Genomic DNA, 12,860 nt, shown 5'->3' with positions numbered 1-12,860 from the left:
AAAAAATTATATTTTATTAAGTGTTTCCTCGATTGAGTCAAAAATAAAAGTTCTTTGAGATAATTTTTGGCGGTCAATATGTTCTGTCATTTTTCCCATGAGCCAAATTTCATTGTTTTTTAAAAGTAATTTTTGCTCCATTGTTTTTACATATTGGTTAATAATACTACGGTCCGGCTGGATAGTCATGAAGGAGACAAATGTTATTGTATTGAAATGTCTGGTAAGATCTTCCAGGTTTTCGATAGGCATACTTTCACCAAGGTAGATAGTTTTGTAGCCTTGTAATAAAATTTCGTATTGAAGATAGAGTAACCCTATTTGATGAATTTCATTTAACGGTAAAGAAAGGACAAATATTTTATGGGTTTTAGTCGGTTTTAAAACCTGGAGGCCTTCTGTATAAATTAATATTTTTTGCTTAATCAAATGGCTCATAAAATGCTCATTTGCAGGGCTTATGGTTTGAGATTGCCATAATAATCCCAATTCTTTCAATAAAGGAAGAAAATTTTCCTTAAAAACTTCTTTAAATGATTTTTCAGCAATCAGCCAGTCAAAAGTTTTAAAAAAGGTTTCCTGGTCAAAATTCATCATGGCCATTTTAAAGGAACTAATGGCATAATTCTGTGAATTTTTCTTAGAAATAATTTCACGGACTAATTCGGGGATTTTCTCTTCTGAAAAGGTGGCGATTTTAGATATTTTATAACCATATTCATGAAGTAATGTAATATTTAATAGTTTTTGTAAACTGGATAAATTATACATTCTAATGTTGGTGTCTGTTCGCATAGGTTCAAGAACGTTATATCTTTTTTCCCAAATGCGAATAGTATGTGCTTTTATTCCGGATAGGTTTTCAAGATCTTTTATACTGAAAACCGTCTTTATGTCGTTCATTATTTTTGTTATTGTGTAATAAGTAAAAATAGAATAAAATCTGAAATTACTTTTAAACTAGTTAAAATCATGAGTTTTAGAAAGTGTATGGATCAAATTTGTTTAACAAATCCAAATGCAGAATTGTTTTAGATCCGTCTTTACTTCTATTGTACATCGTTTTAAATTTGGCTCCGTATATAATTTCATTAAATGTATAAGATGTTCTTGCAGCAACTGTATTACTGAACAGATCATCAAAAGTGGTGATAAATACTAAAATTTCACCATGGGTTTTGTTGAAATCTTCTTCTGTAAAATTATATAAAGGGCTGTTTTCGGTAATGGGGTGAACTAATGTCCAGCTTAACGAAAGGGCATTAACCCGATCTAATTCCAGTTCTAAATTATAAAATTTGTTAGTCAATTTTCCGTTCTCCTCTATACTCATACCCAGTGTCATTTTTGCTTTGGCATCAGTAAAATTGGTGTTTTTAAAGGGAGCCAGCCTAATCATCAGTCCTTTCTTATTTTCGTAAGGAGCTATTAAAGCATTATGGGAGAATTTTAAAAAAGCTGTTGGTTTGCTGAATCTTCCAAAAAATAAACCTGTTGCAATTGCAAAACTTAAAAGACCAATTAAAGCTTCTGCTGCTGAAAGTGCACTGGTTAAAAAACCGGTTGGGCTTATATGTCCGTAACCAACGGTGGTAAATGTTTGTGCACTAAAAAAATAAGCCTGTCCAAATTGCGTTAATACGCTTTGTGACCGGGCTATTCCATCAAGATGCTCAATACCGATTGCATAATAAATAAGTGCAAAAATAAAATTGATTACAATATAAAATGTAAATAAGATAAGCATGAACTTCCAGTTGGGCATATCAAGCATGGTATGATACCAACTAATTCGCTGTAAGAGATGCATCCCTCTTTTTTCGATATTAGGAGTTCCGTCTTTGTTTACAAATCTCCCGCCATAGCTGTTTGCATTGGTTCCAAAACCTGAATTTTTATCGTCTTTTGCTTTTGTATTTACATTTCTCAGAAGTGCCATTGATTTTTGCTTTTAAACAAATTTAAGAATATCTTTTTAGGATAAACAACTCCATATATTTTAATAAAAAAAGCAATCTGTAAGATTTAAAGTTCTTCCAGATTGCTTACTGTTAGTTGGTTGTGTTTATTTGCAAAAAGTAGCTCTGTTCTTGATGGCACTCTGACTGCCTAATTCTATTGCTTTTGAGAAATCCTTGCAGGCATTTTTTTTGTTTCCGATTCTGTTATAAGCCAAAGCCCTAAGATTGAAGGCTACATAATCTTTAGGATTAAAATCAATAGAAGCGGAGCAGTCTTTTATAGCTTCCTCATATTTCATTAATTTGTAATTGACATTGGCTCTGCCGGTAAAAGCATCAGTATTCATATTATCCAATTCAATTGTTTTATTAAAATCGGCAAGGGCTCCCGTCAGGTCATTAGCTTTGAATTTCGCAACTCCTCTGTTTTGATAAGCTGCAACAAATTTTGTATTCAGGGCAATAGCCTTAGTGTAGTCTGCAATTGCCCCTTTTGTGTTTCCGGCTTCTGCTTTTTTAAGAGCTTTGTCAAAAAAATCATTTGCAGATTGTGACCAGCTCAGGCAGGTCATCATAAAAAATACAGTAAGTAGTAGGTGTTTCATAAAAATTAATTTGGGGGTTTAGATTAATATTGTGAAAAACGAATATAGAAATATTTATTTTGCAAGAAAAGTTCTTTTTAGCAAAAATGAGATAAAAAACAGAAAATAATTTTTCTCTTCCGGTTATTTAAATGATAGCCAGCGATTAAAAAGCTATAAAGATTATTTTTTCAAACCGAAAAAGTCTTCTATTTTTTACAAATTAAATCGAGAAATTTTACTGTTAAATTTTTAATACATAAAGAAAACGTTTTCGTTTGTTTTAGATGTTAAAGCTTCTTAAAATTTATTTTTTTGTTTCAATACTTTCATTACTTTCGCAATCAAATGAGAAAATTAATTGTATTTCTGGTATTCATGAATTTCCTTCTGCTTGGCGGAGGGCAATATCTTAATGCGGGTACACATCATAGTTCTCATCTACATGCTTATGAGCATAAACACCGGGTAAAATACACGAATCAGGATCAGGGCAGTTCCATAATTGAGGAAGCTGATTTGGATGAGGAACATCTGGGTGGCGACACTTTTAAAAATAAAGCAGTCAGTAAAACTTTTGCTGCAAATTACAGTTTGCTTGATAATTGGTATTTGACATTCTCAAGTCAGATCATTGTAAATTATCACAGTCATTTTAAATTCTTCGTGCCATTCTGTGGCAATTCAAATCCTATTTATATTACTCAGAGAGTTTTAAGAATTTGATTCTACTTATTCATCGGTTACTAATAAGCGTGATCATGCATAAGTACGAGTTGTATTTTTAATATACTTTGTCATTCTGACTTTTCACGGTTTATCTGGCGGCTGATTTTTATGTTTCAGACCTCAGGAATCTTGTATTCCTGACATCCTATCGCTTAATTTCCAAATTTATATCATGAAAAGAGTAGTTATTTTAACGGGCTTAGCAGCCTTGTTGTGCCTAACCAGTTGTACATCAAAAAAAGAAGAAAAAGAAGAAGCTGAAGTTTTTACAGTAACAAACCCTGTAAAAATAGATACTTCATTTACTAAACAATATGTTTCGCAGATAAAATCTGTACGAAACATCGAAATCCGTGCTCAGGAAAAAGGATTCCTGCAAAACATTTATGTTGATGAAGGCCAGTTTGTAAAAGCAGGTCAGGTATTGTTCAGAATCATGCCAAAAATGTATGAAGCTGAATTACTCAAAGCTCAGGCAGAACAAAAATCAGCAGAAATAGAATTACTAAACGCCAAAACCCTGGCCGATAAAAACATCGTTTCAAAGAATGAACAGGCTGTGGCACAGGCTAAGCTCCAGGCCGCAAAAGCTGAAGTGGCTCTTGCAAAACTGCATTTGTCATTTACAGAAATCAGGGCTCCGTTTGACGGAACAATTGACAGAATCCCTTTAAAATTAGGAAGTCTTATTGACGAAGGCGAATTGTTGACCAGTCTTTCAGACAACAGTCAGATGTTTGCTTATTTCAACGTATCGGAACCTGAATATTTACAATACCAAACTGACGTAAAAGATCGTGCTGAGACTAAAGTGAATTTAGTTCTGGCCAATGGCGAAACTTTTAAATACCAAGGAAAGGTAGAAGTTATCGAAAGTGAATTTAACAACGAAACAGGTAATATTGCTTTTAGAGCAAGATTCCCTAATTCCGGAAAATTACTCAGAAACGGAGAAACCGGACAGGTTCAAATGCTTGTACCCCTTAAAAATGCTATCGTAATCCCGCAAAAAGCAACATATGAGATTCAGGATAAAAAGTATGTTTTTGTAATAGGTAAAAACGATAAGGTAAGTTCAAAAGAAATTACTATTACCGGTGAAATCCCTGATTTGTATGTGATAAGCAGCGGACTTGCTGAAGGGGATAAAATTTTACTTGAAGGGGTTCAGAAAGTAAAAGAGAATGATAAAATTAAATATTCTTACATAGCTCCTCAAAAGGTAATCAATAATTTACGCCTAAAAGCGGAGTAAGTTTTTGTTTTTTATTGTTTCAAGTTTCAGGTTTCACGTTCAGTGCGAAACTTGAAGCTTGAAACCTGAAACTTGAAACAATTGCCAATTTTGGTTTTGGTTTAATCATTAAAAAATAAATAAATGTTTAATAAATTTATACAAAGACCTGTTCTGTCGATAGTAATATCGCTTATAATTGTCTTTTTAGGGATATTGTCAGTTTTGAATTTACCTATTACCCAGTTCCCTTCGATTTCTCCTCCTATGGTAAATGTTACGGCAGATTACCCTGGATCTAACGGAGAATTGATGATCAAATCGGTTGTTATTCCTTTGGAAAGAGCTTTAAATGGTGTTCCGGGGATGAAATATATGACCTCTGATGCCGGAAATGATGGTGAGGCGAGTATACAAGTCGTATTTAACCTGGGTACCGATCCTAATCAGGCAGCCATTAACGTTCAGAACCGTGTGGCTTCGGTTACTAATAAATTACCTCCATTAGTAGTAAGAGAGGGTGTAAAGATTACTCGTGAAGTTCCGAGTATGTTGATGTATGTGAACCTTTATAGTACGGACAAAAATACCGACATGAAGTTTTTGTACAATTATGCAGATATCAATGTACTGTCAGAATTAAAAAGGGTAAATGGTATTGGATCCGGAGATATTTTAGGAACACGTGAATATGCCATGCGTATCTGGCTAAAACCTGATCGTATGCTGGCTTACAAAATTTCTGCCGATGAAGTAATGGAAGCTTTATCGAGTCAAAGTTTAGAAGCTTCACCGGGTAAAACAGGGGAGGCATCAGGTAAACGTTCGCAGGCATTTGAATATGTATTGAAATATTCCGGGCGTTTTACAACAAAAGAACAATATGAGAATATTGTTGTACGATCAAACAGCAATGGAGAGCTTTTGCGTTTGAAAGATGTTGCCAAAGTTGAATTTGGCAGTTCGATGTATGATATTTATTCGAACTTAAACGGCAGACCATCAGCAGCTATTGTATTGAAACAATCTTTTGGAAGTAATGCCAATCAGGTTATTGAAGACGTAAAAGCGAAACTGGAAAAAATCAAGCAGAAATTTCCAAAAGGAATGGATTATGAAATCTCATATGATGTTTCTAAATTCCTGGATGCTTCTATCGAGAAAGTAATTCACACACTGATCGAAGCTTTTATTTTGGTAGGATTGGTGGTGTTTCTTTTTCTGGGTGACTGGCGTTCTACGGTTATTCCGGCAATTGCAGTACCGGTTTCGCTGGTAGGAACTTTTGTGTTCATGACATTCTTTGATATTTCATTGAACTTAATTACGTTGTTTGCCCTGGTTTTGGCTATTGGAGTCGTCGTCGATGATGCGATTGTGGTTATTGAAGCCGTCCATGCCAAGATGGAGGAAGAGCATCTTTCGCCACTTAAAGCAACTAAAAAAGCGATGCATGAGATTGCAGGAGCTATTATCGCTATTACGTTCCTGATGGCTGCGGTATTTATTCCGGTTGCCTTTATGTCCGGGCCTGTAGGAGTTTTTTACAGACAGTTTTCGATTACGATGGCAACAGCAATTATCCTTTCGGGGATTGTGGCTTTGACTTTAACGCCGGCACTTTGTGCAATGATGTTAAAAAATAATCATGGTAAACCTAAAAAGAAAACGCCGGTAAATATATTTATAGATGGTTTTAACAACAAGTTTAACCTGGCGCAGGGCAAATACCAAAATGTATTAGGTAAAATTGTAAACAGAAGAGCCGTTACTGTTATCGCGCTTCTTGGATTTTGTGCCGGAACATGGCTGATCAGCAGTACGGTTCCTTCCGGATTTATTCCGAATGAGGATCAGGGAATGTTTTATGCTATTATTCAGACACCTCCGGGTTCTTCATTAGAAAGAACAAATAATATTGCAGAGAAATTGCAAAAAATAGCCGAAACTGTTGAAGGTGTAAAATCGGTTTCTTCATTGGCAGGTTATGAAATTTTGACTGAGGGTACCGGATCTAATGCAGGAACTTGTTTGATAAACCTTAAAGACTGGAATGACAGAAAGCAATCTGTTCAGGAGATTATGATTGAACTCGAAGAAAAATCGAAAGATATTCCGGGTGCCAATATCGAATTTTTCCAGCCGCCTGCAGTACCGGGATATGGAGCAGCAGGAGGATTTGAACTTAGGTTACTGGATAAAACAGGCTCAGGTGATTTTAAAAAACTGGAAACTGCCAATAAAGAGTTTGTCGAAGAATTGAATAAACGTCCTGAATTATCTAACGTATTTAGTTTCTTTAGTGCCAGTTTTCCTCAGTACATGATGAAAGTTGATAATGATCTGGCTCAGCAAAAAGGAGTTTCTATCGAAAACGCGATGAATACTTTGTCAACTCTTGTGGGAAGTAACTATGAAATCAGTTTTATTAAATTCGGAATTAATTATAAAGTAATCGTTCAGGCGGCTCCGGAATATCGTGCACAGCCGGAAGATATCTTAAAACTATATGTGAAAAATGATCATGATGAAATGGTGCCTTTTTCAGCCTTTATGAAATTAGAAAAGGTATATGGTCTTTCAGAAATTACGAGACATAATATGTACAATTCTACTGAAATCAGTGGTGGTGCAGCTCCGGGATATAGTTCCGGTACGGCTATTAAGGTGATTCAGGAAGTGGCTGCCAAAAAATTACCAAGGGGATATGATATTGACTGGGCAGGTATTTCTGCCGATGAGGTAGCTCAGGGTAATCAGGCAATTTGGGTATTCCTGATTTGTTTAGGATTCGTGTATCTGGTTTTAGCAGCTCAATATGAAAGTTTTATTCTGCCATTATCTGTAATTCTTTCTTTACCGGCGGGTATTTTCGGTGCTTTCCTTTTATTAAAATTAACAGGATTGGAGAATAACATTTATGCTCAGGTTGCGATGGTAATGCTTATTGGTTTACTGGGTAAAAATGCCGTACTGATTGTAGAGTTTGCAATACAAAGACATGCAGCAGGTAAATCAGTTCTTGAAGCCGCAATGGAAGGTGCGAAAGCGAGGTTCCGTCCTATTTTGATGACTTCATTTGCTTTTATAGCAGGATTATTGCCACTTGCTTTTGCATCCGGTCCGGGTAAAATTGGTAACAGAACCATTGGAACCGCTGCTGCCGGAGGTATGCTGATCGGTACCATTTGCGGTGTCTTTGTAATTCCGGGATTGTATTACATTTTCGCAAGGATTGCTGAGAAACACAAATTGGTAAAACATGAAGAAGAGAATCCATTAACAGAAGAAATTGACAACAATCATGTATAAATTCAAGTTACAACATAATATTGCGTTAGGTCTTTGTCTTGCAGCGGTTAGCTGCAAGGCTCCGCAGGCCACAACGGAAACTCCAAATAAAGCTGTCGTTCCTGAAGCTTACACAAACAGTAAGGATACAACCAATATGGCTGCCATTCCGTGGCATGATTTCTTTAAAGATCAAAATCTGGTAAATCTGATTGATACTGCCCTGAAAAATAATCAGGAATTAATGATCACTTTGCAGGAAATTGAAATCGCAAAGAATGATGTTCGTATAAAAAAAGGAGCTTATTTACCAACTGTTGGCGTTAGGGCCGGAGCAGGAGTAGAGAAAGTAGGAAGATATACGAGTCAGGGTGCTGGTGATGCCACTACAGAAATCAAGCCCGGTAAAGAAACACCGGATCCCCTTGGGGATTTTGTTGTTGCCGCCTATGCAAACTGGGAAGTGGATATCTGGAAAAAACTGCGTAATTCTAAGAAAGCAGCAGTAAGCAGGTATTTATCAACAGTAGAAGGAAAGAATTTTGTAGTTACAAATCTGATCGCTGAGATCGCTAATTCTTATTACGAATTATTGGCCCTTGACAGTCAGTTAGATATTGTAAAACAAAATATAGAGTTACAATCTAATGCCCTGGAAATCGTAAACATCCAGAAACAGGCAGCCAGAGCAACAGAACTGGCTGTTCAGAAATTTCAGGCTGAAGTACTGGATTCTAAAAGTAAAGAATTTGACATTCGTCAGCAGATAAAAGAGACGGAAAACAGAATTAACTTTTTGGTGGGTCAATATCCACAGGAAATTAAGCGAGATAGAAACAACTTTTTAAGTTTGTTGCCATCAACTGTTAGTTCTGGAATTCCGTCTCAATTATTACAAAACCGTCCTGATATCAAACAGGCAGAAATGGAACTTACAGCCGCAAAACTGGACGTAAAAGTCGCTCGTGCTGAATTTTACCCATCGCTTGATATCTCGGCTGCGATAGGCGTAAATGCTTTCAATCCGTCTTACCTGTTTACATTGCCGGAATCACTTTTGTATTCTTTGGCCGGAGATCTTGCTGCGCCATTGATTAACAGAAATGCTATTAAAGCAGAGTTCCGCAATGCCAATGCAAGACAGCTTCAGGCATTGTATAACTACGATCGTACGGTTTTGAATGCTTATATCGAAGTTTCGAATGAGCTTTCTAAAATAGATAATCTTCAAAAAGGATATGATTTAAAATCACAACAAGTAGATGCTTTAAATAAATCCATAGATGTTTCAAATGATTTGTTTAAATCTGCAAGAGTAGATTATTTTGAAGTTCTGATGACACAACGCGATGCATTAGAGTCAAAATTAGAACTGATAGATACTAAAAAAGAACAGCTAAATGCTGCAGTCCATGTTTACAAAGACTTAGGCGGTGGCTGGAAATAATTATTGTTGGTTATTGATTGTAGGACTGAACCTCCCGGAAGTAAAATTTCGGGAGGTTTTTTTATGATTTTATGTTTGAAATTTATAATGATGAATTTTGTAATATAAAGATTGTTATATTAGCTGAAATAAATACTAGTAACGTTTATCGCATGAAGCCAGCCTATAAGAGTGAATTTGTGTGATTTTATTATACATATAAACAAGTTGGCAGATAGCTTAAAAAAACTGTAATGAAAGAAATAGAAAAGCATCCTATAGAAAATGGTTCAATCCATAATAATATAAAAACTCTTATCGTAGGAACATTTCCTCCTAAAGATGTCTACAATAATAATAACTTTTTCTTTTATTCTTCAGTCAGAAATCATTTTTGGAATAGAATGGAAAATATTTTCCCAAAATATCCTCTAAAAAAAACACTAACTAAATGTTGTGAAATTTCTCCTGAACAGAATAAGATGGATAAAATAAATTTTTCAGAAAAAAAAGAAATCGGTTTTTTAGATGTTTTTACAAAAATTAGTAGAATAAAAAAACAACAAAAGATGAGGATTTAATAGGTGTTGAAAATATTATAGAAAATGGAAAATTAGAAAATATTTTAAATCAACATACGAGTTTAGTTAGAATTTGTTGCACATACAAATTGGCTTTTGAAATATTAAAATGCAAACTTGAAAAAAATAAATTGTCGATAATTGAAGATAGTATTTCAGCAAACGGACAAAAAATGATTTATCAATTTGAAAAAAGAAAAATTGAAATTTATCTATTATACCCAGCTACAAGAAGTCGTGAGAAAAACGAAATTAAAGATAAACAATATCCTAAATTATTATTCAACAGAGCCATCTGCTAACAGCTACAACGGATTTGGGCAATTGGCTTAATGGGAAGTTGGTTGTGTTTGGATGATTTTGGCAAATCCGAATAATGGGATTAATTTAGTGCCAAACCGCTGTAATACTAGAACGTTGTGCATCAGTTTCGAGCAATAGAAAACAGAAAGAAGTCGAATGATAAAATCTAAAAAAATGAAATTTAAAATAAAATATATTTTGCCGATTTTTGTAGTTCTACTTATCTTAAGTTTCAAAAACGTATCAAATCCAGTTTTCATAAATGGACATTTGAAACCAAAAAATCCAGAACTGAAAGATTATATCGTTGGTCTGAAGATTTTTGTGAAAGCAGATGGAAAAATAGTAGCAGAAAATTATACCGACAAAAATGGAGATTTCAATTTGACATTTACACCAGAAAAAGAAAAATCTTTTGACTTTTTCTGTAGCGGAATTGGAATTGGACCAATTTTGCTTAAATCAGTGACTGATTTTGAAAGTGATAACATAGAAATGAATTTGGATTTTACAGCAAAATATAAGAAAACCTTTTTAGGAAAAGTTATTTGCCTGAAATGCAAAAAAGCTGATAAAGTATATGAAATTGAATATTCAGATCCACCAATTGTAACACGTAAAATCAATAAACCTGGAGATACAATTTACAGCAAAATTTATAAAAACAAATATAGAGAAGGTTGTATAGTTGAACCTGCTAAATATTATTGTGAAAGAGATGATGTTGAATTTTAATAAATAAAAAACCGAACGCACAAGGGCTACTATAATGGATTTGGGCAATTGACTTGTTAGAAAGTTGATTTTGTATTTGGGATGATTTAGCTAATCCGAAAATAGGGCTTAATTTAATCCAAAACCCGCTGATTACCAGAATTTTATATAATTCTAAAAAAAAAATGCGATGAAAATAACAAATTTGATCATTTTATTTTGTCTATTAATTTCAAAAGTGTTTGGGCAGAAAAGCCCGGATAGTATAATCATAAACAAAAAAATTAAGTTTAAATATGAAACTTTAATTATTCCAACTGCTTTAATTACATATGGAGTTATTGGGCTTGAAAGTCATACACTCAAAGACATCAACAATGATACAAAGGAGGAATTAAATGAACATATCGACAACAAATTTACTATTGACGACTTTTCTCAATACAGTACTTTTCTATCTGTATATGCGTTAAATGCTGCTGGAGTTAAAGGGAAAAATAATTTCAAAGACAGAACAATTATTTTAACTTCCGCGTATTTAATTATGGGAACAACAGTTAATATTATAAAAAAGACAGGAAATGAACTAAGGCCAGATGGGACTTCGAACAACTCATTTCCTTCCGGTCATACAGCAACTGCATTCATGGGCGCTGAGTTTTTATTTCAAGAATATAAAGATATATCAATCTGGTACGGAATTTCAGGCTACGTTGTCGCTGCAGGAACAGGATTTTTTAGAATGTACAATGACAGACATTGGTTTAGTGATGTTGCAGCTGGAGCTGGTATTGGAATTTTAAGTACGAAAATAGCATATTGGATTCATCCGCTCATTAAGAAAGCAATATTCAAAAAGAAGGAAAACCTGAACGGAGTAATCATGCCTGTTTATAATGGAAAACAATATGGTTTGGGTATATCAATGTCATTTTAATAACAACCGAACTACGCACAACAGCCTGTAATCGCAATCGCGGAATTTTCGGTAAATTCACGTTTCATTTTCACAAAGAATGTTTTTATTTTGGCGGAGAGAACTCAGTTCGCTTTGACCCAAACCGGTGCTCGTTTGCAACGAGTACCTATATAAATTAAAAGAAATGTATGGTAGCATTTGCAAGATGGGTAATTATTATTGAATTTGAATTGATTGCGCCTGATTCTGAAAATAAATTAGGAAATAAAGTAATGAATGTTTGGACTTTAACTGAAAAAGAAAGAATAGACGGTTGTCAAAGACACAATGAATTAATGGCATTGTGCAAGACGTAATTACGAACTGTTTGAAATTTTATCCCCAAACGGATTTTTTGAATTATTATTTGAATTATTAACAAAAAATTATATTTTTATTAAATAAGTACCAATTATGTAAATTATTTTTAAAATTATGAAACAAATTTGAATTACATCGAGCGTAATTTCGCTTATATAAATCAAACATAATTTTAAAAAATAAAAAACATGAAGACTAGAAATTTTTTATACGTATTAGCCCTAAGTTTTGGATTATTCGCCGCAACATCTTGTAGTAACGATGATAATGACGGAGAAACAATAGTACCAATCCAGGGGAAGTACAGCCTAAGCAAAACAGGAACAATTGTTAATGGACAAGAAGTGTTAGTTGATGCTGCTGAAAATCAAAGTGGCTGTAGTAAAGATTATTTAGAACTAAAATTGAGTAATGTAGCCGTTATAGGTGATTATGAGGGTTCTAGTTGTAGCTTAACAGAAGCTACGGGGACTTATGTAAGATCTCATAATGATTTAACTATTACTATGGGTTCTACCAGTACAACCAGCGATATCATGAATCTTACTAATAAAGAATTGAAATTAAAGAATAAGGCCACTGGTGAAATCACAGTTTATACAAGATAAACGAGATTTTAAGAAGAAAATCTGATTCTTGAGAATTGGAATTAAAAACGGAAATAACTGATATAAAAGTTATTTCCGTTTTTTTATTACTCCCAACTGAGAGAATTCCGCTCGTAAATAGGAGTACGTTTAAACTGATTTTGATTATAT

The 12,860-nt window shown here is 34.1% G+C and carries 12 protein-coding genes; 9 read left to right on the top strand and 3 right to left on the bottom strand.

From position 1 onward, the window contains the following. Positions 1-6: 6 nt before the first annotated feature. From ACEN92_RS10215 to ACEN92_RS10205, 3 genes are all read right to left on the bottom strand, one after another. Complete coding sequence (locus ACEN92_RS10215) at positions 7-906, bottom strand: MerR family transcriptional regulator (protein ID WP_495642337.1); 900 nt, start codon at positions 904-906, stop codon at positions 7-9. Positions 907-979: 73 nt separating this feature from the next. Further along, entirely contained in the window at positions 980-1,939 is a 960-nt protein-coding gene (locus tag ACEN92_RS10210) for an ion channel (protein WP_495642249.1), read from the bottom strand. Between the two features lie 126 nt (positions 1,940-2,065). Next, positions 2,066-2,566, bottom strand: coding sequence for a tetratricopeptide repeat protein (locus ACEN92_RS10205; protein ID WP_495642248.1), 501 nt, complete (start codon positions 2,564-2,566; stop codon positions 2,066-2,068). Positions 2,567-2,893: 327 nt separating this feature from the next. Between ACEN92_RS10205 and ACEN92_RS10200 the strand changes: the two genes are divergently transcribed. From ACEN92_RS10200 to ACEN92_RS10160, 9 genes are all read left to right on the top strand, one after another. Next, positions 2,894-3,271 (top strand): hypothetical protein, encoded by a 378-nt coding sequence (locus tag ACEN92_RS10200; protein ID WP_495642247.1) that lies wholly within the window; start codon positions 2,894-2,896, stop codon positions 3,269-3,271. A 175-nt stretch (positions 3,272-3,446) separates the two neighbouring features. Beyond that, positions 3,447-4,529, top strand: a complete 1,083-nt coding sequence (locus tag ACEN92_RS10195; protein WP_495642246.1) for an efflux RND transporter periplasmic adaptor subunit — start codon at positions 3,447-3,449, stop codon at positions 4,527-4,529. A 123-nt stretch (positions 4,530-4,652) separates the two neighbouring features. Then, on the top strand, positions 4,653-7,820 hold the full coding sequence (locus ACEN92_RS10190) for an efflux RND transporter permease subunit (protein WP_495642245.1): 3,168 nt from the start codon (positions 4,653-4,655) through the stop codon (positions 7,818-7,820). Further along, a complete protein-coding gene (locus ACEN92_RS10185) occupies positions 7,813-9,246 on the top strand; it encodes a TolC family protein (RefSeq protein ID WP_495642244.1) in 1,434 nt (477 codons plus the stop codon). Before ACEN92_RS10190 ends, ACEN92_RS10185 begins: the two co-directional genes overlap by 8 nt. 233 nt (positions 9,247-9,479) lie before the next feature. Further along, positions 9,480-9,806 carry a uracil-DNA glycosylase family protein gene (locus ACEN92_RS10180; protein WP_495642243.1) on the top strand — a complete coding sequence of 109 codons (327 nt, stop codon included), beginning with the start codon at positions 9,480-9,482 and terminating at the stop codon, positions 9,804-9,806. A gap of 477 nt (positions 9,807-10,283) precedes the next feature. Further along, a complete protein-coding gene (locus ACEN92_RS10175; protein ID WP_495642242.1) occupies positions 10,284-10,844 on the top strand; it encodes a hypothetical protein in 561 nt (186 codons plus the stop codon). Positions 10,845-11,013: 169 nt separating this feature from the next. Then, positions 11,014-11,760, top strand: coding sequence for a phosphatase PAP2 family protein (locus tag ACEN92_RS10170; protein ID WP_495642241.1), 747 nt, complete (start codon positions 11,014-11,016; stop codon positions 11,758-11,760). Positions 11,761-11,930: 170 nt separating this feature from the next. After that, positions 11,931-12,098 carry a hypothetical protein gene (locus tag ACEN92_RS10165; protein ID WP_495642240.1) on the top strand — a complete coding sequence of 56 codons (168 nt, stop codon included), beginning with the start codon at positions 11,931-11,933 and terminating at the stop codon, positions 12,096-12,098. A 192-nt stretch (positions 12,099-12,290) separates the two neighbouring features. Further along, entirely contained in the window at positions 12,291-12,710 is a 420-nt protein-coding gene (locus ACEN92_RS10160) for a lipocalin family protein (protein WP_495642239.1), read from the top strand. The last annotated feature ends 150 nt before the right edge of the window (positions 12,711-12,860 follow it).

The organism is Flavobacterium sp. Flavsp81 (assembly GCF_059491325.1).
This window is presented reverse-complemented; position numbering and strand designations above follow the sequence as displayed.

Bases quoted from the DNA above. Each gene is read 5' to 3' on its own strand.
- ACEN92_RS10165 (WP_495642240.1), top strand. From the start codon at position 11,931: ATGGTAGCATTTGCAAGATGGGTAATTATTATTGAATTTGAATTGATT.
- ACEN92_RS10185 (WP_495642244.1), top strand. From the start codon at position 7,813: ATGTATAAATTCAAGTTACAACATAATATTGCGTTAGGTCTTTGTCTT.
- ACEN92_RS10200 (WP_495642247.1), top strand. From the start codon at position 2,894: ATGAGAAAATTAATTGTATTTCTGGTATTCATGAATTTCCTTCTGCTT.
- ACEN92_RS10205 (WP_495642248.1), bottom strand. From the start codon at position 2,566: ATGAAACACCTACTACTTACTGTATTTTTTATGATGACCTGCCTGAGC.
- ACEN92_RS10190 (WP_495642245.1), top strand. From the start codon at position 4,653: ATGTTTAATAAATTTATACAAAGACCTGTTCTGTCGATAGTAATATCG.
- ACEN92_RS10180 (WP_495642243.1), top strand. From the start codon at position 9,480: ATGAAAGAAATAGAAAAGCATCCTATAGAAAATGGTTCAATCCATAAT.
- ACEN92_RS10210 (WP_495642249.1), bottom strand. From the start codon at position 1,939: ATGGCACTTCTGAGAAATGTAAATACAAAAGCAAAAGACGATAAAAAT.
- ACEN92_RS10160 (WP_495642239.1), top strand. From the start codon at position 12,291: ATGAAGACTAGAAATTTTTTATACGTATTAGCCCTAAGTTTTGGATTA.
- ACEN92_RS10175 (WP_495642242.1), top strand. From the start codon at position 10,284: ATGAAATTTAAAATAAAATATATTTTGCCGATTTTTGTAGTTCTACTT.
- ACEN92_RS10195 (WP_495642246.1), top strand. From the start codon at position 3,447: ATGAAAAGAGTAGTTATTTTAACGGGCTTAGCAGCCTTGTTGTGCCTA.
- ACEN92_RS10170 (WP_495642241.1), top strand. From the start codon at position 11,014: ATGAAAATAACAAATTTGATCATTTTATTTTGTCTATTAATTTCAAAA.